Raw genomic sequence first — 23,712 nt, 5'->3', positions numbered from 1 at the left:
TACAGGTCAGCTACAGCTCGTCGCGATGGACGAATCAGCTGATCTGGCCGTGGCAGTGCTTGAATTTCTTGCCCGAACCACACCAGCACAATTCGTTGCGACCCAGCTTCTGGTCGTTGCGAACCGGTGACAGTGCAGCCGCAGCCGCTACCGCGACGTCCTCACCCTCTTCGGCGAGCAGGTCCGGCTGATCCAGACCCGGTGCTTCGGCGTGCTGGAACTGCATGCGCTGGGCCAGCTCCTCGGCTTCGCGGCGCAGGCGTGCCTCTTCCTCGGCCGGATCTTCGCGGCGAACCTGAACGTGGGACAGCACACGAATGGCGTCGCGCTTGATCGAATCGAGCAGCTCCTGGAACAGGGCAAACGACTCGCGCTTGTATTCCTGCTTCGGGTTCTTCTGAGCGTAACCGCGCAGGTGGATACCGTGACGCAGGTGATCCATGGTCGACAGGTGGTCTTTCCACAGGTCGTCCAGCACGCGCAGGAGAATCTGCTTCTCGAACGTGCGCAGCGCCTCGGCACTGGCCTGGTCTTCTTTCTCGTTGTAGGCGGCCAGAATGGCTTCCATCAACTTCGGACGCAGGGTGTCTTCGTTGAGGTGATCGTCTTCGTCGAGCCACTGCTGAACCGGCAGCTTCACGCCGAAATCGCTGCTCAGCGCGGCTTCCAGACCCGCGACATTCCACTGCTCGGGCAACGACTGCGGCGGGATGTGCGCGGTGATGGTGGCGTCGAGGACTTCTTCGCGGAACTCGGCAATGGTGTCACCAATGTTGGTCGCAGCCAGCAGGCTGTTACGCATGTGGTAGATCACTTTGCGCTGTTCGTTGGAGACGTCGTCGAACTCGAGCAACTGCTTACGGATGTCGAAGTTGCGGCCTTCGACCTTGCGCTGCGCTTTCTCGATCGCGTTGGTCACCATGCGGTGCTCGATCGCTTCGCCGGACTGCATGCCCAGCGCTTTCATGAAGTTCTTCACCCGGTCAGAGGCGAAGATCCGCATCAGGCTGTCTTCCAGCGACAGGTAGAAGCGGCTAGAACCGGTGTCACCCTGACGACCCGCACGACCACGCAGCTGATTGTCGATACGACGGGATTCGTGACGCTCCGAAGCGATCACGTGCAGACCACCCGCTTCAATCACCTGCTGATGGCGCTTCTGCCAGTCGGCCTTGATCTGCGCGATTTGCTCAGGGGTCGGGTCTTCCAGGCTGGCCACTTCAACTTCCCAGTTACCGCCCAGCAGAATGTCGGTACCGCGACCGGCCATGTTGGTGGCGATGGTCAGCGCGCCCGGACGACCGGCCTGGGCAATGATTTCAGCTTCTTTTTCGTGGAACTTGGCGTTCAGAACCTTGTGCTCGATGCCTTCCTGCACCAGCAGGCGGGACATGTGCTCGGAGGTTTCGATCGTCGCCGTACCCACCAGCACCGGGCGTTGCTCGGCCAGACAGGCCTTGATGTCGGTGATGATCGCCGCGTATTTCTCTTCGGCGGTCAGGTACACGAGGTCGTTGAAATCTTTACGCGCCAACGGCTTGTTCGGCGGAATGACCATCACGGCCAGGGCGTAGATCTGGTGGAATTCGAACGCTTCGGTGTCCGCGGTACCGGTCATGCCGGACAGCTTGTTGTAGAGACGGAAGTAGTTCTGGAAGGTGGTCGAGGCCAGGGTCTGGCTCTCGGCCTGGATATTCAGGCCTTCCTTCGCTTCGATGGCCTGGTGCAGGCCTTCGGACAGACGACGACCCGGCATGGTACGGCCGGTGTGTTCGTCGACCAGAAGAATCTGGCCGTCCTGAACGATGTACTCGACGTTGCGATGGAACAGCTTGTGGGCACGCAGACCGGCATAAACGTGGGTCAGCAGACCGAGGTTGTGCGCGGAATAGAGGCTCTCGCCTTCAGCCAGCAAGCCGACTTCCGTGAGCATCTCTTCGATGAACTGGTGACCGGACTCGTTCAGCTCGACCTGACGGGACTTCTCGTCGATGGAGAAGTGGCCCTGCTGGGTGACCTGGCCTTCCACTTCCTCGATGTGCTGCTCGAGCTTGGGGATCAGCTTGTTGATTTCGGTGTAGAGCTTGGAGCTGTCTTCGGCCTGACCGGAGATGATCAGCGGTGTACGGGCTTCATCGATAAGGATCGAGTCGACTTCGTCGATCACGGCGAAATTCAGCTCACGCTGGAATTTGTCTTCCAGGCTGAACGCCATGTTGTCGCGCAGGTAATCGAAACCGAATTCGTTGTTGGTGCCGTAGGTGATGTCGGAGGCGTAGGCGGCGCGCTTCTCTTCCGGCGGCTGGAAAGGTGTTACCACGCCTACGGTCAGACCGAGGAACTCGTACAGCGGGCGCATCCAGTTGGCGTCACGACGAGCCAGGTAGTCGTTCACCGTGACCACGTGCACGCCTTTGCCGGACAGTGCGTTGAGGTAGACCGCGAGGGTCGCGACGAGGGTCTTGCCCTCACCGGTACGCATCTCGGCGATCATGCCTTCGTGCAGTGTCATGCCGCCGATCAGCTGTACGTCGAAGTGACGCATGCCCATGATGCGTTTGCCCGCCTCGCGGCAGACCGCAAAGGCTTCGGGCAAGAGCTGGTCGAGGGTCTCACCTTTGGCTATGCGGGCCTTCAACTCGTCGGTCTTGGCGCGCAGCTGTTCGTCCGAGAGGGCGAGCATTTGCTCTTCGAAGCTGTTGACGACCTGGACCGTCTTGAGCATGCGCTTCACTTCGCGCTCGTTCTTGCTTCCGAAAAGTTTTTTTAACAAAGGTGCAAACATATCGAAAGGATCTTCCACACATAGGGATGGAGGGCGGCCCCGTGAGTCGCCCGAGCAGCCCTCATGGCCGCATGCGAACGAGCATTCTACCCGGAAATGGTGGTGAGGAAAGTGGCGTTATTCCACGATGCTGGCACAGCAATGTTACGGGGCAGAAGTACAATAGGGTCATTTCCCGTGACTTCAACCCATGCGGGTGAGAAGTTTTATTAATGTTTTTTCATGATCGCGCCGTGCATTTGCACCCGGAACGCCTGACCTAAAGGTGCTTCCACCGATTCTGCTAAGATCGCGCTCTGGCAACACAAGGCACCCCATCATGGCATTTCGTCCCCTACCGGCGCGCGCACCGGCTGTTCTTCTGCGCGAAGCCCGGCCGCTCAAAGCCATCTTCAACCACGCCCAACGCCTCGCGCATTTGCAGCGCCTGCTGGAAAGCCAGCTGCAACCCGCCGCGCGCGAGCACTGCCACGTGGCCTCCTGGCGCGAAGGCACCCTGCTGCTCATCGTCACCGACGGCCACTGGGCCACCCGACTGCGCTATCAACAGAAGCGCTTGCAACGGCAACTGGTAGCGTTCAAGGAATTCGCCAACCTCACCCGGCTGCAACTGAAGGTACAGCCCGCGAGAACCCACCGGACCGAGATGGGGCATACACGCGATCTGTCGGTTGCAGCGGCCGAAACCATCTCCGCAACGGCCGAAGGCATCACCGACCCGAAACTGCGTGCTGCCCTGGAACGGCTGGCAGCGCATGCGAACCCGAAAGAGGCTGGGGGATCATAAGCCTAGAACATCCCAGTGTTCGCACTGGCCCCTTCCCGGCTAAAGCCGGTCCTACATGAACACCGCGTGCGGTCAGTAGGGCCGACTCCACTGTAGGACCGGCTTCAGCCGGGAAGCCTTTGATCTGCTTTTGATCTTCATACACAAGAAGTCCAGACACCGCAGAACGCGACTTGGGTGCAGGCTGAACGCAGGTCTCGCGCAGTGGGCCGAGCCGCATGGATGCGGCGAGAGCGCCGTCAGGGCATGGATGCCCGTTCGGCGCGGGCCCACGGAGCGGGACCGGAGTGAAGGTATTCCGACGAAGGAGGAACCCAACCAGGAGCACGGCCTTTTTGGTTACTTTTTCGGCTGTTGGAAAAAGTGACCCGCCGTAAGGGCGGAACCATAATTTCAGCAAACACAAAAAACGGATATGTACGCTCTCTAATAGACCAGCCACAAAAAAGGCCACCCGAAGGTGGCCTGAAAACAACAAAACTAGGAAGAAGAGACTGTTTACACCGCCGCAACGGGGCGCATGTAAGAGATCGGTGCGGTGCTGGCATCTTCGAAGGTCACAACTTCCCAAGCGTCTTCCTGAGCGATCAACGCACGAAGCAAACGATTGTTCAGACCGTGTCCCGACTTGAAGCCCTGATACTCGCCGATCAGACTGTTGCCCAACAGATACAGGTCACCGATGGCATCCAGAATCTTGTGCTTCACGAACTCGTCTTCATAACGAAGACCGTCCTCGTTCAACACGCCGTCCTTGTCCACGACGATCGCGTTTTCAACGCTGCCGCCCAGAGCAAGGTTATGTTTACGCAGATACTCGATGTCTTTCATGAAACCGAATGTCCGCGCACGGCTCACTTCTTTAACGAACGAAGTGCTGGAAAAATCCACACAAGCCGTTTGCGTACGGTTCTTCAGATAAGGGTGATCGAAATCGATCTCGAACCCTACCTTGAACCCTTCAAACGGTAAGAACTTGGCGGACTTGCCGTCTTCTTCTACGCACACTTCTTTAAGTATGCGGATGAATTTCTTCGGTGCGTCCTGTTCTTCCAGGCCAGCCGATTGAATCAGGAATACGAAGGGACCTGCGCTGCCATCCATGATTGGAACTTCGGAGGCAGAAAGTTCAACGTAGGCGTTATCGATGCCAAGACCGGCCATGGCCGACAGCAAGTGCTCGACCGTATCGACCTTCACGTCGCCATTGAACAGCGTCGTGGAAAGCGTGGTGTCACCCACATTCAACGCGTGAGCGTTGATCTGGACCACCGGCTCAAGGTCGGTACGGAAAAACACAATGCCAGCGTTCACAGGTGCTGGTTTGAGGGTCAGGTAAACCTTCTCCCCCGAGTGCAGGCCGATACCTGTGGCACGGATAATATTTTTCAGGGTGCGTTGTTTAATCATGGCATTGGCCGCTTCAGCGCGTATCGCGAATTAGTATCAACAAAGGCTGGCGATGATAGCAGACCCCGCCTTTGCTGAACACCAATCACCCTTATACCCCTGATAGAACCCATTAATCAGCCTGACGACGCAGGAACGCTGGAATATCCAGATAATCCAGATCGTCTTGCGGGTTCATCTTCGCGGCGGCTGTTGCGCCCGCGTGTGCCTGATTGCGCATCACGGTTGGACGGTCCAGATCGCGGTAGTTGACCGAAGGCAGCTCCTGGCGTGCGGCGTGTTGCTGCGCAGGTGCGGCTTGAGCGGTCTGCATGGTGTTGTCGATGACCTTCACAGGCTTCTCGATTTTTGCACCCAGGCCAGTGGCAACCACAGTCACGTGCAGCTCGTCGCGCATGTCCGGATCGATAACGGTACCGACCTTGACCATGGCGTGCTCGGAGGCGAACGCTTCAATGATGCTACCCACGTCGGAGTACTCACCCAGAGACAGGTCAGGACCGGCGGTGATGTTGACCAGAATGCCGCGAGCGCCTTGCAGGTTCACGTCTTCCAGCAACGGGTTGCGGATCGCCGCTTCGGTGGCTTCACGCGCACGGTTCGGACCGCTGGCGCAGCCAGTGCCCATCATCGCCATGCCCATTTCGGACATCACGGTGCGGACGTCGGCGAAGTCGACGTTGATCATGCCCGGACGCTTGATGATGTCGGAGATACCGCGAACGGCACCGGCCAGTACATCGTCAGCCTTGGCGAAAGCCGACAGCAGGCTGGCGTCTTTACCGAGGATGGTCAGCAGCTTCTCGTTGGGAATAGTGATCAACGAGTCGACGCTTTCGGACAGCGCGCGGATGCCTTCGTCGGCGATCTGCATGCGCTTGCGGCCTTCGAACGGGAACGGACGAGTGACGACCGCGACAGTAAGAATGCCCATTTCCTTGGCCACTTCAGCAATGATCGGCGCAGCACCGGTACCGGTACCGCCGCCCATGCCAGTGGTGATGAAGACCATGTTGGTGCCTTGCAGCACTTCAGCGATGCGCTCGCGGTCTTCCAGTGCAGCCTGACGGCCGACTTCAGGATTCGCACCTGCGCCCAAGCCTTTGGTCACGCCGGTACCCAATTGCAGAATGGTACGTGCGCCAATGTTTTTCAGGGCCTGAGCATCGGTGTTGGCGCAGATGAACTCGACGCCTTCGATGTTGCTTTTGACCATGTGATTGACTGCGTTGCCGCCGCCACCACCAACGCCGATAACTTTAATTACCGGGCTTTGTGGGATGTTGTCTACGAGCTCGAACATGTTCCCTCTCCTTCAGTTCTCTAGTTTTATGTCGCCTGTTGCCTGCCTACCACTTTTTGAATCTTAGAAATTCCCCTGAACCCAGCGTTTCAGACGCTCTAACACTGGGGCCTTCGGTTCATCGCTATAACTGCTACCGGAGCCGGAAAGGCCGGACAGCGAGATGCCGTCAGACTGCTTTTGCAGTCCGTACAGCAACAGGCCGACGCCGGTGGAGTAAATCGGGTTGCGGACAACGTCCGCGAGCCCTTTGACACTGTGCGGCACGCCAAGGCGGACCGGCATGTGGAAGATCTCTTCGGCCAGTTCGACCGCGCCTTCCATTTTCGAGGTGCCACCGGTCAGCACGATGCCGGCCGGGATCAAGTCTTCGTAGCCGCTGCGACGCAGTTCGGCCTGAATCAGGGTGAACAGCTCGTCATAGCGTGGCTCGACCACTTCGGCGAGGGCCTGGCGGGACAGTTCACGGGGCGGACGGTCGCCGACGCTTGGCACTTTGATGGTTTCACCGGCGCCGGCCAGTTTGGCCAGGGCGCAGGCGTAACGGATCTTGATCTCTTCGGCGTACTGGGTCGGTGTACGCAGCGCCATGGCGATGTCGTTGGTGACCTGGTCGCCGGCAATCGGGATCACCGCGGTGTGACGGATCGCGCCTTCGGTGAAGATCGCGATGTCGGTGGTGCCGCCGCCGATGTCTACCAGGCACACGCCCAGCTCTTTCTCGTCGTCGGTCAGCACCGAGTAGGCCGAGGCCAGTTGCTCGAGGATGATGTCGTCGACTTCAAGGCCACAGCGGCGCACGCATTTTTCGATGTTCTGCGCAGCATTCACCGCGCAGGTCACCACGTGAACCTTGGCTTCAAGACGCACGCCCGACATGCCCAGTGGCTCGCGAACGCCTTCCTGGTTATCGATGACGTAGTCCTGCGGCAGCGTGTGCAGCACGCGCTGGTCAGCCGGGATCGCCACAGCCTGGGCAGCGTCGAGCACGCGCTCAAGGTCGGCCGAGCTGACTTCGCGGTCGCGAATTGCCACGATGCCATGGGAGTTCAGGCTGCGGATGTGATTGCCCGCAACGCCGACGAACGCCGAGTGAATCCGGCAACCGGCCATCAGCTGCGCTTCTTCTACGGCGCGCTGGATCGATTGCACGGTGGACTCGATATTCACCACTACGCCCTTCTTCAGGCCGCGGGACGGGTGAGTACCGATACCGACGATTTCCAGCGTGCCATCAGCCGCGACTTCGCCTACCAGCGCCACCACTTTGGAGGTGCCGATATCCAATCCGACGATCATTTTGCCGCTTTGCACGTTTGCCATGGGTCCTGCCTCTTATCAATTCTTCGCGACGGCGGGTTTGTCCGTCGTTGGCGCTGCTGCCTGTTCGCGCCAACCAACGGCCAGGCCGTTGTTGTAACGAAGGTCGACTCGCGCAATGTTCGTGATCTGGTCTTTCAGTGTCTTGTCGTAGATGGCGATAAAGCGGCGCATCTTCTCAAGCAGATTGCCTCGTCCCAGCAGCAGCTCCAGGCCTGGGCCTGCACCGCCTGCGCCGGTGGTCAGAAACCAGCTGCCTCGCTCACGCAGTTCCAGGCGAGCGATGGAGAACCCCAGCGGGCGCAACATCTGGCTCAGTACCTGGTACTGCTGCATCACCTGCTGTTGAGCCCGCTGTGGCCCGAACAACTGCGGAAGGTGTTCGTAATTGGCCAGTTCACGCGGGGTGAATGCCTGGCCCTGGTTGTTCAGCAGGGATTGATCGCCCCAGCGCGCAACCGGTAATTGTTCTTCCAGACGGATCACCACCTGATCCGGCCAGACGCGGCGGACCTCGGCGTGGGCGATCCACGGCATTTGCTCAAGCTCGGTGCGCATGCCGGCCAAATCGATGTTGAAGAAGCTGGTCGCCACGAACGGCGCGATCCGCTGCTGCACGGCTTGCTGACTGATGTAGCTCAAGTCGCCCTGCACGTTGATTCGCGAGATCGGCCGGTCGGCGTAAGGCAGCAGACGCTGGGCGGCTTCGTACGTACCAAAACCGAACACAACCAACAGCACCGGCCACATCAGGCTGCGCAGGAAACCGAAGTTCGGTCGCGACATGCGCGACGACATGGGCTCCTTGGCCACCATGCGGCTGGCACCCCGCGGCACCGGCTTGTTGCGGCCGGTAGCGGATTGCTGATGACGAACCGTTGCGCCGTGCATGATTTACCCTCGCACCTGGACGCTGTCGGCCAGAATCGCTAACACCAACTGTTGGAAATCGAGCCCGGCCGCGCGCGCAGCCATGGGCACAAGGCTGTGGTCGGTCATGCCGGGAACGGTGTTCACTTCCAGCAGCCAGAATTTGCCATCGGCGTCCTGCATGACGTCGGTGCGCGCCCAGCCGGCAATGCCGACCGCTTCACACGCCCGCGCCGTGAGTGCCTTGAGTTCATCTTCTTTGGCTGCATCGAGGCCGCAAGGCATCCGGTACTGGGTATCGGAAGCCAGGTATTTGGCGTCGTAATCGTAAAAACTGTGGGGAGTACCCAGACCGATGGGAGGCAATACCTGCCCACGCAGAGAAGCGATGGTGAACTCCGGACCTTCAATCCATTGCTCGACCAACACTTGCGAATCGTAGGTACGGGCGGCGTTCCAGGCGGCGATCAATTCGTCGACGCCGGTCACCTTGGCCATACCGATACTGGAACCTTCATGGGCGGGTTTGACGATCAAAGGAAAGCCCAGTTCCGTTGCTGCAGAAATACAATCTGCCTCGCTGTTCAGCACGGCATGGCGGGGCGTCGGCAACCCGAGACTCTGCCAGACCTGCTTGGTGCGCAGCTTGTCCATGGCCAGCGCCGACGCGAGTACGCCGCTGCCGGTGTAGGGGATTTCCAGGCACTCCAGCAGACCCTGCATGGTGCCGTCTTCGCCACCGCGACCGTGCAGCACGATGAACGCGCGGTCGATCTTTTCGCTGACCAGCCGTTGCAGGAAATCCTCACCCACGTCGATACCGAACGCGTCGACGCCTGCGCTTTGCAGGGCTTCAAGCACCGCACTACCGGATTTCAGGGAAACCTCCCGCTCCGCGCTCTTGCCGCCGAACAGCACAGCGACGCGGCCGAAGCGTTTCGGCTCCAGCGTCGAGAACAGGGCGGACTGCAGGGCGGCTGTCATTTCAGCTTACCTTCGGTTGAGGCCACGATGGCGCCGGTAAACAGCGGGCTTTTCAGCAATTGCGGTGCGAGCCCGGCGATGTCGCCAGCGCCCTGGCACAGCAGAATGTCGCCGGCGCGCAGCAGCGGTTTGACCAGCGGAGCCAGTTCGACACCACGCTCGATGTAGATCGGATCAAGCTGACCGCGCTGACGAATACTGTGGGCCATCTGACGGCTGTCGGCGCCCGGGATCGGTTCTTCGCCGGCGGGATAGACTTCCATCAGCAGCAGCACGTTGGCGTCGTTGAGGACCTGCACGAAATCGTCGTACAGATCGCGGGTGCGGCTGTACCGGTGCGGTTGGTAAACCATGACCAGACGGCGATCGGGCCAGCCGCCGCGCACCGCTTTGATGACGGCAGCCACTTCGGTCGGGTGGTGGCCGTAATCGTCGACCAGCATCACACTGCCGCCTTCGACCGGCAGCTCACCGTAGACCTGGAAACGTCGACCCACGCCCTGGAAGCCCGAAAGCCCCTGCACAATGGCCTCATCGGTAATGCCTTCGTCGGTGGCGATAGCAATGGTCGCCAGCGAATTGAGCACGTTGTGATTGCCCGGCATGTTCACCGACACATCAAGGGGCTCACGGTCGCGACGCAGCACGGTGAAGTACGTTTGCATGCCTTCCTGACGCACGTTAATCGCGCGTACGTCGGCCGCTTCGTTGAAACCATAAGTCATGGTCGGACGCTTGACCGACGGCAGAATGTCGCGCACCACCGGATCATCGATGCACACCACTGCCAGCCCGTAGAACGGCAGGTTGTGCAGGAACTCAACGAAGGTTTTCTTCAACTTGTTGAAGTCACCTTCGTAGGTCGCCATGTGATCGGCGTCGATATTCGTGACCACAGCCACCATGGGCTGAAGGTGCAGGAAACTCGCGTCGCTCTCGTCGGCTTCGGCGATCAGGTAACGGCTTGTACCCAACTGCGCGTTGGTGCCGGCTGCATTCAGGCGACCGCCAATGACGAACGTCGGATCAAGGCCCCCGGCTGCGAATACCGAAGCGATAAGGCTGGTGGTCGTGGTTTTGCCGTGTGTACCGGCGACAGCGATGCCGTGGCGATAGCGCATCAACTCGGCCAGCATTTCAGCGCGTGGCACGACTGGAATACGACGCTCAAGGGCGGTCGCCACTTCCGGGTTGGACGTGTTCACAGCGCTGGAGACGACCAGCACATCAGCGGGAGCAGCGTTTTCTGCCCGGTGGCCGATGAAAATCTGCGCACCGAAGGATTCCAGACGCTCGGTCACTGCCGAGGTCTTGAGGTCCGAACCCGACACGTCGTAGCCCAGGTTCAGCAACACTTCAGCGATACCGCACATCCCCACGCCGCCGATGCCCACGAAGTGGATACGACGGATGCGGCGCATTTCCGGCTGGGGCATGGCGCGTTGATTCTCAACCATGGGCCACCTCCAGGCAGATATCGACGACGGTGTTGGTGGCGTCAGGCTTGGCCAGTTGGCGAGCCGTGACGGCCATGCGGTTCAATTGTTCGGGTTGCATCAAAACCTCTTTCAGGCGAGCGGCCATCTCGGCGGCGCCAGTTGTCGCTTGCGGCATGACGAAGGCAGCGCCCTCGCGAGCCAGATATTCGGCATTGCGCGACTGGTGATCGTCGATCGCGTGGGGCAAAGGCACCAGCAATGACGGCAGTCCGGCAGCAGCCAGTTCACTGACGGTCAACGCACCTGCGCGGCAGACCACCAGATCCGCCCAGCCATAGGCTTGGGCCATGTCTTTGATGAACGGGGCGACCTGCGCCTCGACACCGGCGGCGCGGTAACGCTCGGCGGTCACTTCATCGTGATGCTTGCCGGCCTGATGAAACACTTCAGGGCGGATGTCGGCAGGCACTTGCGCCAGAGCTTCCGGCAGCAATTTGTTCAGCGGCTCGGCGCCCAGGCTTCCGCCCAGCACCAGCAAACGAGGCCGGCGACCGATCAGCGTCTGGCGCGGCGTCTCGAAAAACAGCTCGGCGCGCACCGGGTTACCGGTGGTACGGCGCTTGGCCGATGCGGCGAAGGTCTGCGGGAACGCTTCACAGACCCGCGCGGCGAAGGACGCCAGGCTGCGATTGGCCGTGCCCGCCACCGCGTTCTGCTCATGGATGATCAGCGGCACGCCAGCGAGTTTCGCCGCCAGACCGCCAGGGCCTGTCACGTAGCCACCGAAGCCGACGACGCAGACCGGCTTCAACTCACCCACCACTTTGCGCGCCTGCAACAACGCCTTGATCAACATGAACGGCGCCTTGAGCAACGACAGCCGACCCTTGCCACGCAGACCCGTGACGTTGATCAGGTGCAGCTTCAGGCCTGTTGCGGGCACCAGCTCGTTCTCGATGCCGCGCGGCGTTCCCAGCCAATGCACGGTGTAACCGCGGGCCTGGAACTCACGGGCGCACGCCAGCGCCGGGAACACGTGTCCGCCGGTGCCGCCTGCCATGATCAACACGTTACCGGCGGCCATGGGTCGGCTCCTCGGCAAAGTCGCTCTCCTGGAACTCGGCTTCTTCGCTGCCCATGTTGTTGCGCGATTCCCACTCGATGCGCAGCAACAGGCCCAGGCTGGCGCAGCAAATGATCAACGAGCTGCCGCCGTAGCTGAGGAACGGAAGGGTCAGACCCTTGGTCGGCAGCAAACCCACGTTCACGCCGATGTTGATCAGGAATTGACCAATCCACAGAAAGGCCAGGCCGTAGGCGGTGTACGCGGCGAAGAACTGCTTGGCGCGCTCGGCCCACATGCCGATGTACATGGCGCGGATACTGACGAACACGAATAGCCCGACCGTAGCCAGTGACCCCACGACGCCCAGCTCTTCGGCCAGTACCGAGAACACGAAGTCGGTGTGGGCTTCCGGCAGGTAGAACTGCTTCTGCACGCTGTTGCCAAGGCCGACGCCGAACCATTCACCGCGACCGAAGGCGATCAGCGCCTGGGTCAGCTGGTAGCCGGAACCGAATTGATCGGACCACGGGTCGGTGAAGGTAATCAGACGCGCCATCCGGTACGGCTGGGCCTGAACCAGAACGAACACTGCGGCAACTGCCAGGGCCACCATCAAACTGAAACGGAACAGGCCAACGCCGCCGAGGAACAGCATCGCGGCCGCCGCGCCCATCATCACGACCGTGGCGCCGAAGTCCGGCTCCATCAGCAGCAGGCCAGCCATCGGCAGCAAGACGATGAACGGCTTGAAGAAGCCCATCCAGCTCTCGCGCACTTCCTGCTGGCGTCGAATCAAATAACCGGCGAGGAAAATCACCACGAATACCTTGGCGATTTCCGACGGCTGCACGTTGAACATGCCGAAGCCGATCCAACGCATCGAACCGTTCACCTCACGCCCGATGCCGGGCACGATCACCGCAATCAACAGGCCGAATGCACCGATCAGCATCAGCCAGCCGAGACGCTGCCAAGTGGCGACGGGCACCATCATGGTCGCGACGCAAGCGACGAGGCCGAGCACCAGATAGATCAGGTGACGGGTCATCATGTACAGCGCGTTGCCCGACTGAACGGCGGCCACTTCCGACGACGCGGAAGTGATCATCACCAGGCCCAGGCCCAGCAACGCGAGGCAACCGGCGAGCATCGGGAAATCGACGTCAACGCCACGGCCGCTGATGATCGGCGACGGGTACGGCTTGATCACGCCAAAAATCATGACAAGTCCCCCACGGCCCGGGCGAACAGTTGTCCGCGCTCTTCGAAATTCTTGAACATGTCCAGGCTTGCGCAAGCAGGCGACAGCAATACGGCGTCCCCTTCCTGCGCGATATCAGCAGCACGTTGCACGGCTTCTTCCAATGTAGTGACGCGTACCAGAGGCACCGATTCGCCGAAGGTTGCGGCGAGCAAATCCGCATCGCGGCCCAGCAGGACAACGGCGCGGCAATGGGCGGCAACCGGGGCTTTCAACGGAGTGAAATCCGCGCCCTTGCCGTCGCCGCCGGCAATCAGCACCAGCTTGCCGTCGATGTCGGCGCCCAAGCCTTCGATCGCTGCCAGTGCAGCACCGACGTTGGTCGCTTTGGAGTCGTCGTAGTAATTCACGCCGTTGAGCTCACGCAGCCACTGGCAGCGATGAACCAGACCGGCAAATCTCTTGAGGCTGGCAAGCATGGCGTCAAACGGCAGACCCACCGCATGACCCAGCGCCAGTGCGGCCAGGGCGTTGGCCTGATTGTGGCCGCCACGGATTTTCAGCTCGCGGACCGGCATCAGGTTGTCGAACTGGAAGGCCAGATACTTTTCGCCGTTCTCTTCGCGCAAGCCGAAACCGTTCCTGTCGGGCTTGTTCAAGCCGAAGGTCCAGCACGGCACGCCTTCGCCGATCAACGGGCGGGTCAGCGCGTCCTGACGATTGACCACCACCTGCCGCGCGCCGCGGAAAATCCTGTGCTTGGCCAAGTGATAAGCCGGCAGCCCGGCGTAGCGATCCATGTGGTCTTCGCTGATGTTCAGCACGGTCGCCACTTCGGCGCCGAGTTGATCGGTGGTTTCCAGCTGGAAGCTCGACAGTTCCATGACATACAGCTCGACGTCGTCGCTGAGCAGATCCAGCGCCGGCGTGCCGAGATTGCCGCCGACCGCGACACGCTTGCCCGCTGCCGCAGCCATCTCGCCCACCAGCGTGGTGACCGTGCTCTTCGCGTTCGACCCGCTGATTGCCACGATGGGCGCCTTGGCGTTGCGGGCAAAGAGCTCGATATCGCCGGACAACTTCACGCCGCGCATGGCCGCTTGCTGCAGCGCCGGGGTCGCCAACGCCAGGCCAGGGCTGACATACAGCTCGTCGGCGCGGCACAGGAATTCAACGTCGAGCTCACCACAGCGCACTTCGACCTGCGGGTAGTCACGGCGCAAGGTCGCGAGTTCTGGCGGATGCTCCCGCGTATCGGCGACAGCAAACGACACACCCCGGTTCGCCAGGAAGCGAACCAGGGACATGCCGCTCTTGCCGAGGCCGACAACGATGCGGAAGTGGTCAGAAGCGATCAGTGACACTCGTTCTACCTCAGTTTCAACGTGGCAAGGCCGACCAACACCAGAATCACGGTGATGATCCAGAAACGGACAATCACGCGCGGCTCGGGCCAGCCCTTGAGTTCAAAGTGGTGATGGATGGGCGCCATGCGGAAAACGCGGCGGCCGGTCAATTTAAAGGATGCGACCTGAATGACGACTGACAGGGTTTCCATGACGAAGACGCCGCCCATGATGAACAGGACGATTTCCTGACGGACGATCACCGCGATGGTGCCCAGTGCCGCGCCCAATGCCAGTGCACCGACGTCGCCCATGAACACTTGAGCCGGATAGGTGTTGAACCAGAGGAAGCCCAGGCCCGCACCGATCAGCGCGCCACAGAACACAATCAGCTCGCCCGCGCCCGGCACATAAGGGATCAGCAGGTATTCCGCGAACTTCACGTTACCCGACAGGTAGCAGAAGATCCCCAGCGCGCCGCCGACCATCACGGTTGGCATGATCGCCAGGCCGTCCAGGCCATCGGTCAGGTTCACGGCGTTGCTGGAGCCGACGATCACGAAGTAGGTCAGCACGACGAAGCCGATGCCCAGCGGGATGCTGAAGTCTTTGAGCATCGGAATCAGCAGCGTGGTTTCAACAGGCGATTGCGCCGTCATATAAAGGAAGATCGCCGCGCCCAGGCCGAACACCGACTGCCAGAAGTATTTCCAGCGGCTCGGAAGACCGCGCGAGTTCTTTTCGATCACCTTGCGGTAGTCGTCGACCCAACCGATGGCGCCGAACAGCAGCGTGACGATCAGCACGACCCACACATAACGGTTGCTCAGGTCAGCCCACAACAAGGTGGCGATGCCGATTGCAGACAGAATCAGCGCGCCACCCATGGTCGGCGTGCCGGACTTGGAGAGGTGCGATTGGGGTCCGTCGTTGCGCACGGATTGACCGATCTGCTTGCTCTGCAGGGCGCGGATCATCCACGGGCCCAGGCACAGGGAAAGTGACAGTGCAGTGAGCACGCCAAGGATCCCGCGCAGGGTCAGGTACTGAAAGACCGCGAAGCCTTTGTAGAACTGTTGCAGATACTCGGCCAGCAGCAGCAGCATTAATGTTTCTCCAGGCGTGTTCCGCATAAGGCCGCTACGACGTTTTCCATCGCAGCGCTGCGTGAACCTTTAATCAAAATGGTGGTGTTTTTATCGTGCTCGGCGCCGAGCGCTTCGATCAGCTCGGCCTGAGTTTCAAAATGGCGGGCATCCTGCCCGAAAGCCCTGACCGCATGGGCCATCAACGGACCGACGGCATACAGCGCGTCGACCTTGCCGACTGCGTATGCGCCGACGTCGCGATGGCCCTGCTCCGCCCAGGCGCCCAACTCGCCGATATCGCCCAGCACCAGCACCTTGCGGCCCGGGAACCCGGTGAGAATGTCGGTCGCGGCCGCCACGGACGTGGGGTTGGCGTTGTAGGTGTCATCAATGACGCGCATGCCGTTCGGCGCCAGTTGCGCCACAGTGCGACCCTTGACCGGCTGCACGTCGTTGAGCCCGGCCACGATGCCCGCGAGCGAAACGCCCAGCGCATGGGCAGCAGCAGCGGCGGCCAATGCGTTGGCAACGTTATGCGTGCCCAACAGATTCAATTGCACCGGCGCGGAGCCGGCCGGGGTGTTCAGCGTGAACGCCGGGCAACCGCGCGCGTCGATGCCCAGGTCGGTGGCGTGGAAGTCGGCGCGGCTGTTGCTGAGCGCGAAGCTCAAGACTTTGCGTGCGCCGGCGCGGGCCACCCAGATATCGAATGCCTTGTCGTCGAGGTTCAATACCGCGATACCGCGAGCGTCCAGGCCTTCGATGATCTCGCCCTTGGCTTCGACGATCTTTTCCGGACCGCCGAACTCGCCCACGTGGGCAGTCCCGGCGTTGGTCAGGACACAGACGTGGGGCTTGGTCAGGCTGACGGTGAAAGCGATCTCGCCCACACGGGACGCGCCCAGTTCAATCACAGCGGCATCGAATTCCGGCGCCAGCTCAAGCAGCGTCAACGGGACGCCCAATTCGTTGTTCAGATTGCCGCGCGTCGCAAGCACAGGACCGCGCGTGCGCAGAATGCTCGCGAGCATTTCTTTCACAGTGGTCTTGCCGCTGGAACCGGTGATCGCAGCGACCGGCTTGTCCATAAACGCATTGCGGTTCAGCGCGCCCAGTTGCGCCAGGGCTTTGCGGGTGTCGGTGACGATCAACTGCGGCAACGAACTGCCCGGGATCTCGCGCTCAACCAATGCGCCGACTGCGCCTTTGGCGGCGACTTGATCAAGGTAGTCGTGACCGTCAAACCGCGGGCCGGTCAGCGCCACGAACAACTGGCCGGGCGTGATCCCGCGGCTGTCGATGCTGACACCGGAGAAACTGCAATCATGGCCCACACGACGCGCGTCGAGCGGCACGAGCAATTCGCTGAACGAGAGCGGCTTAAGCATGTGCGGCCTCCCAGGCGTCGAGCGCTTTGGTGGCTTCTTCCAGATCGGAAAACGGCTGACGCTGTCCGTTGATTTCCTGGTAATCCTCGTGGCCCTTGCCGGCCAGCACGATCACATCGGCAGCGGACGCCTGGGCGATGATCTGCGCGATGGCCTGACCGCGCCCGGCAACGAAATCGACTGCGTTCGCCGAGACGAACCCAGCACGGATGTCATCGAAAATACGAGCAGGGTCTTCGCTGCGCGGGTTGTCGTCGGTGACCAGCACTTTGTCGGCCAGACGCTCGACCACTTCGGCCATCAGCGGACGCTTGCCACGATCGCGATCGCCGCCGCAGCCGAACAGGCAGGTCAGTTGACCTTTTGCGTGGGGGCGCAAAGCGGCAAGCACTTTTTCCAGCGCATCAGGGGTGTGGGCGTAATCGACCACCACCAGTGGACGCGAGCCACCGCCCAGACGCTGCATCCGGCCGGCAGGGCCTTCCAGCGTTGGCAGCACCTTCAAGATGTCGTCCAGCGGATAATCGAGACCCATCAACGCGCCGACTGCGGCCAGCACATTGCTCAGGTTGAAACGGCCCAGCAAGCTGCTGCGCAAGACATGACTGCCCTGGGGCGTCAGCAAGGTCGCGCGTACGCCGTCGTCATCGAAATGCGCATCGCGGCAGAACAGATAAGCGCTGCTGTCTTCCTGGCTGTAAGTGATCAGACGCGACGCGTGGGGCGCAGCCGCAAGCTCGCGCCCAAAGGCGTCGTCGAGATTGACCACACGGCAACGCAGGTCATTCCAGGCGAACAGCTTGGCCTTGGCGGCCGCGTAGGCTTCCATGGTGCCGTGGTAATCGAGATGGTCACGGGACAGATTGGTCATCACCGCCACGTCGAACGCCAGCGCGGTCACCCGGCCCTGATCCAGCCCATGGGACGAGACTTCCATGGCAACCGCTTTGGCCCCGGCCCTTTTCAGGTCATAGAGGGTCGATTGCACGGAGATCGGATCCGGCGTGGTGTGAATGCCGCTTTTCAGCTCGCTATAGAAGCCGGTGCCCAGCGTGCCGATGATGCCGCAGTGCTGCCCGAGCTTGTCCAGCGCCTGCGCCACCAACTGAGTCACGCTGGTTTTGCCGTTGGTGCCGGTCACGCCGATCAGGTTCAGATTGCGGCTCGGGTCGCCATAAAAGCGCCCGGCGAGGTCGGACAACTGTGCCGCCAGACCCTTGACCGGCATCATCGGGATGTCGGTGATCGGCAGCACCTTGGCGCCTTCGGCTTCATAAGCGATAGCCGCCGCGCCGTGTGCAATGGCGTCGGTAATGTGCTCACGGCCATCGACCTTGAGGCCCGGAATCGCCAGAAACAGATCGCCCGGACGCACCTTGCGGCTGTCCAGGGTCAGTTCGCGAATCAGCAGATCGCGGTTGCACTGGGCAAACAGCTTGCTCAAATTCAAAGACATCAGCCACGCCCTCCCTTGACTGGAGCGACGGCGGGCACAGCGTTAGCTTGTTGCTCGGGCGGAACCGGCGCGAGGTTGTCCGGACGCACGTTCATCAAGCGCAACGTGCCCGACATCACCTTGCTGAATACAGGCGCGGAAACCAGACCGCCGAAGTAACCGCCTTTGCTCGGCTCATCGATGACCACAACGACCGCGTAACGCGGGTTGCTCATCGGGCCGAAACCGGCGAACAGCGAACGGTACGAATTTTCGGCATAGCCTTTGGTGCCCACGGATGTCTTACGCGCGGTACCGGACTTGCCTGCCACGTGATACGACGGAACGCGCGCACGGTAAACGCCGCGCGGGTCTTCGATCACTTGCTGCAACATGCCCTGCACGGTCTTGGCCGTCGCTTCCGGAATGGCCTGAACCGACTCGGCTGGATTATCAGTTTTGAGAATGGTCAGCGGCACAATCTTGCCGTTGTTGGCCAGTGCCGCGTAGGCGTGCACCAACTGCAGCGCCGTCACCGAAAGGCCATAACCGTACGAAAGCGTTGCGGTTTCAGCCTTGCGCCACTCGCGGTAGTTCGGCAAGTTGCCGACGCGCTCGCCCGGGAAGCCGAGGCCGGTGTATTGGCCTAGGCCCACGCGCTGCATGGCATGGAAAATCGCTTCGCCACCGACGTCGAACGCCACCTTGCTCATGCCGACGTTACTGGAGTTGATCAGAATACCGGTCAGGTCGAGGATCGGGCCTTCGGTTTTGGTCACGTCACGGATGGTGTACTTACCGATCTGCAACGTACCCGGATACACCTCGACCTTGTCGCTCGGTTTCCAGCGGCCGCTTTCCAGCGCAGCAGTCATGGAGATCGGCTTCATGGTCGAACCGGGCTCGAACACGTCGATGATCGCGCGGTTACGCATCGCGGCCGGCACCATGGTGCGACGGTTGTTCGGGTTGTAGGTCGGCTGATTGACCATCGCCAGTACTTCGCCGGTTTTCACGTCCATGATCACCAGGCTGCCGGCCTTGGCGTCGTTTTCCTGAATGGCGTTACGCAGCTCGCGGGTTGCCAGGTATTGCAGGCGCAGATCAATAGACAAAGCCAAGGTCTTGCCGGCCTTGGCGTTTTTCTTCACTTGCAGGTCTTTGATCATCCTGCCGCGCCGGTCCTTGATGACCTGCCGCTTGCCGGGGACACCCGCGAGCCAGTCTTCATAGGCCAGCTCTACGCCTTCACGGCCGTGATCATCGAGGTCGGTGAAGCCGACCATGTGCGCGGTGACATCGCCCGCCGGGTAGAAACGGCGGAATTCTTCCTTGCCGTAAACGCCCGGGACTTTCAGATCGAGTACCGACTGACCCTGCTCCGGGGTCAGGCCACGGACCAGATAGATGAATTCTTTGCTCGCCTGCTCATTGAGGCGATCCGTCAGCGCCTTGGGGTCCTGCCCCAGTGCCTGCGCAAGCTGGACCCACTTGGTCTTGTCGGCCTGCATTTCGGACGGGTTGGCCCAAATGGTGGTGACCGGCGTACTGACAGCAAGGGGCTCACCGTTGCGGTCAGTGATCAAACCACGGTGGGCAGGAATCGAAACGGTACGCAGGCTGCGCGCATCACCCTGTTCGATAAGGAAGCGGTGGTCGATGACTTGCAGGTCGACGATGCGGTAGCAGATCGCGATGACCATGACCGACAGCAGGCCGACCACGACACGGAACCGCCACGGGTAAAGCGCCCCTTCGAGTTTCATCATGGCGACACCATCCGGATATCGGCGGCGTTCGGAATGCGCATTTTCAGCTGATCGGTGGCCAGGGCCTCGATACGGCTGTGGGCAGTCCAGGTGCTTTGCTCAAGAATCAGACGACCCCACTCGGCCTGCGCTTTGTCGCGCACGCTGAGTTCACCGTACAGGGAGTTGAGCAGCTGACGGTTCCAATGCGCGCTGTACGCCACACCGATCGCCGAAACCAGCACGGCGATGAATAGCATCAGCATGAAGAAGCTGCCGCCCGGCAGGGGCTTGAAGAAACCGCGGCTCATCGGAGTTTCTCCGCGATGCGCATGACGGCGCTGCGCGAACGCGGATTGGCGCGGGTTTCATCGTCGGACGCGAACTGCGCCTTGCCGACCAGCTTGATACGTGGCTCGAACGCCTGATGACGGATCGGCAGGTTGCGCGGCAGGTTGTCGGCTTCGCCCTTGACCAGCTTGCGCATGAACAATTTGACGATGCGGTCTTCCAGCGAGTGGAAGCTGATAACCACCAGACGGCCGCCCACTTCAAGGGCTTCCAGCGCAGCATCAAGCCCTGCTTCCAGATCGCCCAGTTCGTTGTTGACGTGGATGCGCAGGCCCTGGAACGCACGGGTCGCAGGGTTCTTGCCCTTTTCCCACGCCGGGTTGGCGACTTTCAGCACTTCGGCCAGATCGCCAGTGCGCTCGAACGGCTGAGTCTCGCGACGGGCCACGACGGCACCTGCCATGCGGCGGGAGAAACGTTCTTCGCCGTATTCTTTGAAAACGCGGGCGATTTCTTCGGCGGGCGCCGTATTGACGAACTCGGCTGCGCTGACGCCGCGGGACGGGTCCATGCGCATGTCGAGGGGGCCATCGTTCATGAAGCTGAAGCCGCGCTCAGGGTCGTCCAGTTGTGGCGACGACACACCGAGATCCAGAAGGATGCCGCTGACCTTGCCCGCCAACCCGCGTGCTTGAGCTTCGGCGCCCAGCTCGGCAAAGCTGCGCTGCACAATGACAAAGCGGCCGTCTTCGGCCGCCAGCGTTTGCCCGGTGGCAATCGCCTGGGGATCTTTATCGAATCCGAGAAGCCGACCCTCCGGCCCCAGGTTCTGCAATATGAGGCGGCTATGTCCGCCGCGCCCAAAGGTGCCATCCAGATAGCAGCCATCGGCGCGCACCGCGAGAGCCTCGACGGCTTCTTCGAGCAGTACGGTGATGTGGGTAAAGCCGCTATTCGTAGTCACAGAATCAAATCACGCAGTTCATCAGGCATAGCGCCCGGTTTTTGAATGGCCGCAAGGTCCGCATCAGCAAGTGCGTTCCAGGCGTCCTCATCCCACAGTTGAAACTTGTTGAGCTGGCCTACCAGCATCACTCGCTTATCGAGCTTGGCGTATTCACGCAAACGTGGCGGCACCAGGAAACGCCCGCTGCCGTCCAGCTCCAGATCCACCGCGTTCCCGATCAACAGCCGCTGCAGACGACGGTTTTCTTCACGGAAGGTGGCGAGCTCACGCAGCTTGGCCTCGATCAGCTCCCACTCGGGAAGCGGATAGATGCACAAGCACGGGTCGACGGTATCAATGGTGACGATCAGTTGCCCTGCGCTACGCGAATCCAACTCGTCACGGTACCGGCTCGGCATAGCGAGACGGCCCTTTGCGTCGAGATTGATTGCGTTTGCACCACGGAACACGGCGCGATCTCCAAATATTATCTTTTCGAGCCTAAAAAACCCACTTCACGCCACTTTCCGCCACTCGCGCACACTATAGGAATGCGCCCACCACACCGTCAAGGCGACTTCACGAGGAAAACCCTTATAGGACGGATATTTAGGAGCACTTACGAAGGAGATGTGGCGGATTTCGGATCGGTCCTACGGATATTTCCCAGGACGAACAAACGGATGGCGTTCGAAGTTAAAGTGATTTGTGAGGTTTAAGATTTTTTTGGTATTACCGGAGGGGATAAATCGTACAAACGAGGGGGAGAAAAGGAGGTGGAGAGTCGATCTGTAAGCCGGGTTCTGTCGAGGACAGTCATTCCTCTACGATGGCCATCACTGGACATCTTTAGCAACCTACCCGGTTCCAGCGCGGGCCACGCCTTGGAACCCTATTTGGTCTTGCTCCGAGTGGGGTTTACCTAGCCACGAACTGTTGCCAGCCGTGCGGTGCGCTCTTACCGCACCTTTTCACCCTTACCGGCACCGAAGTGCTTAGGCGGTTATTTTCTGTGGCACTTTCCGTAGGCTCGCGCCCCCCAGGCGTTACCTGGCACTCCGCCCTATGGAGCCCGGACTTTCCTCCCCCCTTCATTGCAGAACAATGAAAGGCAGCGACTGTCCAATCGACTCTCCGCCGCCAAGGTTAATGGGAGGACGGCTCAAGAACAAGCTTTAATCGGCTCTCGCGCCATTTGCAGCGCTGCCCGCGACATCCCGTCACACGCTTTTCTGTTTATCCAGCGCCACCTGATAAAGCAGGTTTTTGCGTACGCCGGTGATCTCTGCTGCCAGCGCAGCTGCACGCTTGAGCGGCATTTCCGCCAGCAGCAGATCCAGCACCCGCCGCGCTTCGGCGCCAATCACATCCTCGCCTTCGGGTTCGCTCCAACCTGCCACCAGCACAACGCACTCGCCCCGTTGCTGATTACTGTCGCCCTCAACGAAGGCACGCAGTTCGGACAGCGGCAGTCCTTTGAGGGTTTCGAATGTTTTCGTCAACTCTCGCCCGAGCAAGGCGGGACGGTCCGGACCGAAGATTTCCTCCATGTCCTGAAGGCATTCGAGAATGCGATGGGGCGCTTCATAGAAGATCAGCGTGCGCGGTTCTTCTTTGACGAGTTCCAGGCGCGCTTTGCGACCCACGGACTTGGCGGGCAAGAAGCCTTCGAAGATAAAGCGGTCTGACGGCAACCCTGCCGCAGACAATGCCGCGATCAAGGCGCAGGCGCCCGGGACCGGGATCACTTGAATACCGGCTGCGCGGGCCTGACGCACCAGATGGTAGCCAGGATCGGAAATCAGTGGCGTGCCGGCATCGGAAATCAACGCAACGTTATCGCCCGCCAGCAGACGCGTAATAAGGCGGCTGCCCTCCTCGCGCTCGTTGTGCTCATGACAGGCCGCCAACGGCGTCGGAATGCCAAAGTGCTGCATCAGCCGTAACGAGTGCCGGGTATCTTCTGCGGCAATCAGCGAAACATCGCGCAGCACCTTTAAGGCACGGGCGCTCATGTCATCCAGGTTGCCGATCGGCGTGGCCACCACATAAAGCGCGCCTGTAGTGGAATTCGAAACACCCGGAGCAGTCAAAGCGCACACCTCATGTTGTGTAAAAGCCTGCATTGTACAGGCTGCGGCGCACAAAACAGGACGCCGCACCCCGTGAGACCTGAAAACGCAGTTCGAGTGCCAGCATCAGGGCAGCGACCCCGCGAAAGACGTTTCAGCTTGGCTGACACGCCCGGAGACGACCCATATCGCCGCTTTAACGCCTTCAACGTCGCGCCCCGGCCAGTGCTTGG

The 23,712-nt window shown here is 60.8% G+C and carries 19 protein-coding genes and 1 other RNA gene; 1 reads left to right on the top strand and 19 read right to left on the bottom strand.

Features of this window, described 5'->3' with window-relative positions; all coding sequences use genetic code 11:
• Positions 1-34 precede the first annotated feature (34 nt).
• The gene (gene secA / locus SLW74_RS07170; RefSeq protein WP_192132759.1) at positions 35-2,785 is read right to left on the bottom strand and encodes a preprotein translocase subunit SecA; all 2,751 of its coding nucleotides are present in this window, start codon (positions 2,783-2,785) and stop codon (positions 35-37) included.
• Between the two features lie 319 nt (positions 2,786-3,104).
• On the opposite strand from secA, the gene SLW74_RS07165 reads away from it, so the two are divergent.
• On the top strand, positions 3,105-3,572 hold the full coding sequence (locus tag SLW74_RS07165; protein WP_410928473.1) for a DUF721 domain-containing protein: 468 nt from the start codon (positions 3,105-3,107) through the stop codon (positions 3,570-3,572).
• A 498-nt stretch (positions 3,573-4,070) separates the two neighbouring features.
• On the opposite strand, the gene lpxC is transcribed toward SLW74_RS07165, so the two are convergent.
• The 18 genes from lpxC to rsmI all read right to left on the bottom strand — a co-directional run bounded on the left by lpxC (position 4,071) and on the right by rsmI (position 23,533).
• On the bottom strand, positions 4,071-4,982 hold the full coding sequence (lpxC, locus tag SLW74_RS07160) for a UDP-3-O-acyl-N-acetylglucosamine deacetylase (RefSeq protein ID WP_065992158.1): 912 nt from the start codon (positions 4,980-4,982) through the stop codon (positions 4,071-4,073).
• Between the two features lie 112 nt (positions 4,983-5,094).
• The gene (gene ftsZ, locus SLW74_RS07155) at positions 5,095-6,285 is read right to left on the bottom strand and encodes a cell division protein FtsZ (protein ID WP_074884474.1); all 1,191 of its coding nucleotides are present in this window, start codon (positions 6,283-6,285) and stop codon (positions 5,095-5,097) included.
• Positions 6,286-6,348: 63 nt separating this feature from the next.
• The gene (gene ftsA, locus SLW74_RS07150; protein WP_037014678.1) at positions 6,349-7,608 is read right to left on the bottom strand and encodes a cell division protein FtsA; all 1,260 of its coding nucleotides are present in this window, start codon (positions 7,606-7,608) and stop codon (positions 6,349-6,351) included.
• A 15-nt stretch (positions 7,609-7,623) separates the two neighbouring features.
• Positions 7,624-8,496: a cell division protein FtsQ/DivIB gene (locus SLW74_RS07145; RefSeq protein WP_410928472.1), complete on the bottom strand. Its 873-nt coding sequence runs from the start codon at positions 8,494-8,496 to the stop codon at positions 7,624-7,626.
• A gap of 3 nt (positions 8,497-8,499) precedes the next feature.
• The gene (locus SLW74_RS07140) at positions 8,500-9,459 is read right to left on the bottom strand and encodes a D-alanine--D-alanine ligase (RefSeq protein ID WP_410928471.1); all 960 of its coding nucleotides are present in this window, start codon (positions 9,457-9,459) and stop codon (positions 8,500-8,502) included.
• The gene (gene murC / locus SLW74_RS07135; protein ID WP_065992150.1) at positions 9,456-10,916 is read right to left on the bottom strand and encodes a UDP-N-acetylmuramate--L-alanine ligase; all 1,461 of its coding nucleotides are present in this window, start codon (positions 10,914-10,916) and stop codon (positions 9,456-9,458) included. Before murC ends, SLW74_RS07140 begins: the two co-directional genes overlap by 4 nt.
• Positions 10,909-11,982 carry an undecaprenyldiphospho-muramoylpentapeptide beta-N-acetylglucosaminyltransferase gene (gene murG / locus SLW74_RS07130; protein WP_410928470.1) on the bottom strand — a complete coding sequence of 358 codons (1,074 nt, stop codon included), beginning with the start codon at positions 11,980-11,982 and terminating at the stop codon, positions 10,909-10,911. Before murG ends, murC begins: the two co-directional genes overlap by 8 nt.
• Positions 11,969-13,186: a putative lipid II flippase FtsW gene (gene ftsW / locus SLW74_RS07125; RefSeq protein WP_065992148.1), complete on the bottom strand. Its 1,218-nt coding sequence runs from the start codon at positions 13,184-13,186 to the stop codon at positions 11,969-11,971. The genes murG and ftsW overlap by 14 nt, the downstream gene beginning before the upstream one ends.
• Entirely contained in the window at positions 13,183-14,529 is a 1,347-nt protein-coding gene (gene murD / locus SLW74_RS07120; RefSeq protein ID WP_410928469.1) for a UDP-N-acetylmuramoyl-L-alanine--D-glutamate ligase, read from the bottom strand. Before murD ends, ftsW begins: the two co-directional genes overlap by 4 nt.
• Positions 14,530-14,534: 5 nt before the next feature.
• Positions 14,535-15,617 carry a phospho-N-acetylmuramoyl-pentapeptide-transferase gene (gene mraY / locus SLW74_RS07115; protein WP_037014691.1) on the bottom strand — a complete coding sequence of 361 codons (1,083 nt, stop codon included), beginning with the start codon at positions 15,615-15,617 and terminating at the stop codon, positions 14,535-14,537.
• Entirely contained in the window at positions 15,617-16,987 is a 1,371-nt protein-coding gene (locus SLW74_RS07110; RefSeq protein ID WP_410928468.1) for a UDP-N-acetylmuramoyl-tripeptide--D-alanyl-D-alanine ligase, read from the bottom strand. Before SLW74_RS07110 ends, mraY begins: the two co-directional genes overlap by 1 nt.
• On the bottom strand, positions 16,980-18,443 hold the full coding sequence (locus tag SLW74_RS07105) for a UDP-N-acetylmuramoyl-L-alanyl-D-glutamate--2,6-diaminopimelate ligase (RefSeq protein ID WP_410928467.1): 1,464 nt from the start codon (positions 18,441-18,443) through the stop codon (positions 16,980-16,982). Before SLW74_RS07105 ends, SLW74_RS07110 begins: the two co-directional genes overlap by 8 nt.
• Entirely contained in the window at positions 18,443-20,188 is a 1,746-nt protein-coding gene (locus tag SLW74_RS07100) for a peptidoglycan D,D-transpeptidase FtsI family protein (protein WP_197985980.1), read from the bottom strand. Before SLW74_RS07100 ends, SLW74_RS07105 begins: the two co-directional genes overlap by 1 nt.
• Complete coding sequence (ftsL, locus tag SLW74_RS07095; protein ID WP_037014701.1) at positions 20,188-20,481, bottom strand: cell division protein FtsL; 294 nt, start codon at positions 20,479-20,481, stop codon at positions 20,188-20,190. The genes SLW74_RS07100 and ftsL overlap by 1 nt, the downstream gene beginning before the upstream one ends.
• Positions 20,478-21,425, bottom strand: coding sequence for a 16S rRNA (cytosine(1402)-N(4))-methyltransferase RsmH (gene rsmH / locus SLW74_RS07090; RefSeq protein ID WP_192132747.1), 948 nt, complete (start codon positions 21,423-21,425; stop codon positions 20,478-20,480). The genes ftsL and rsmH overlap by 4 nt, the downstream gene beginning before the upstream one ends.
• The gene (gene mraZ, locus SLW74_RS07085) at positions 21,422-21,877 is read right to left on the bottom strand and encodes a division/cell wall cluster transcriptional repressor MraZ (protein ID WP_037017349.1); all 456 of its coding nucleotides are present in this window, start codon (positions 21,875-21,877) and stop codon (positions 21,422-21,424) included. Before mraZ ends, rsmH begins: the two co-directional genes overlap by 4 nt.
• 306 nt (positions 21,878-22,183) lie before the next feature.
• Positions 22,184-22,541, bottom strand: an RNA gene (gene rnpB, locus SLW74_RS07080) — RNase P RNA component class A.
• Positions 22,542-22,627: 86 nt separating this feature from the next.
• Positions 22,628-23,533, bottom strand: a complete 906-nt coding sequence (rsmI, locus tag SLW74_RS07075) for a 16S rRNA (cytidine(1402)-2'-O)-methyltransferase (protein ID WP_410928466.1) — start codon at positions 23,531-23,533, stop codon at positions 22,628-22,630.
• Positions 23,534-23,712 lie beyond the last annotated feature (179 nt).

Origin of the sequence: Pseudomonas sp. W5-36, from assembly GCF_046540455.1 — a bacterium.
Taxonomy (GTDB): Bacteria; Pseudomonadota; Gammaproteobacteria; order Pseudomonadales; family Pseudomonadaceae; genus Aquipseudomonas; species Aquipseudomonas graminis_B.
This window is presented reverse-complemented; position numbering and strand designations above follow the sequence as displayed.

Bases quoted from the DNA above. Each gene is read 5' to 3' on its own strand.
- secA (WP_192132759.1), bottom strand. From the start codon at position 2,785: ATGTTTGCACCTTTGTTAAAAAAACTTTTCGGAAGCAAGAACGAGCGC.
- SLW74_RS07165 (WP_410928473.1), top strand. From the start codon at position 3,105: ATGGCATTTCGTCCCCTACCGGCGCGCGCACCGGCTGTTCTTCTGCGC.
- lpxC (WP_065992158.1), bottom strand. From the start codon at position 4,982: ATGATTAAACAACGCACCCTGAAAAATATTATCCGTGCCACAGGTATC.
- ftsZ (WP_074884474.1), bottom strand. From the start codon at position 6,285: ATGTTCGAGCTCGTAGACAACATCCCACAAAGCCCGGTAATTAAAGTT.
- ftsA (WP_037014678.1), bottom strand. From the start codon at position 7,608: ATGGCAAACGTGCAAAGCGGCAAAATGATCGTCGGATTGGATATCGGC.
- SLW74_RS07145 (WP_410928472.1), bottom strand. From the start codon at position 8,496: ATGCACGGCGCAACGGTTCGTCATCAGCAATCCGCTACCGGCCGCAAC.
- SLW74_RS07140 (WP_410928471.1), bottom strand. From the start codon at position 9,459: ATGACAGCCGCCCTGCAGTCCGCCCTGTTCTCGACGCTGGAGCCGAAA.
- murC (WP_065992150.1), bottom strand. From the start codon at position 10,916: ATGGTTGAGAATCAACGCGCCATGCCCCAGCCGGAAATGCGCCGCATC.
- murG (WP_410928470.1), bottom strand. From the start codon at position 11,982: ATGGCCGCCGGTAACGTGTTGATCATGGCAGGCGGCACCGGCGGACAC.
- ftsW (WP_065992148.1), bottom strand. From the start codon at position 13,186: ATGATTTTTGGCGTGATCAAGCCGTACCCGTCGCCGATCATCAGCGGC.
- mraY (WP_037014691.1), bottom strand. From the start codon at position 15,617: ATGCTGCTGCTGCTGGCCGAGTATCTGCAACAGTTCTACAAAGGCTTC.
- SLW74_RS07110 (WP_410928468.1), bottom strand. From the start codon at position 16,987: ATGCTTAAGCCGCTCTCGTTCAGCGAATTGCTCGTGCCGCTCGACGCG.
- SLW74_RS07105 (WP_410928467.1), bottom strand. From the start codon at position 18,443: ATGTCTTTGAATTTGAGCAAGCTGTTTGCCCAGTGCAACCGCGATCTG.
- SLW74_RS07100 (WP_197985980.1), bottom strand. From the start codon at position 20,188: ATGAAACTCGAAGGGGCGCTTTACCCGTGGCGGTTCCGTGTCGTGGTC.
- ftsL (WP_037014701.1), bottom strand. From the start codon at position 20,481: ATGAGCCGCGGTTTCTTCAAGCCCCTGCCGGGCGGCAGCTTCTTCATG.
- rsmI (WP_410928466.1), bottom strand. From the start codon at position 23,533: ATGCAGGCTTTTACACAACATGAGGTGTGCGCTTTGACTGCTCCGGGT.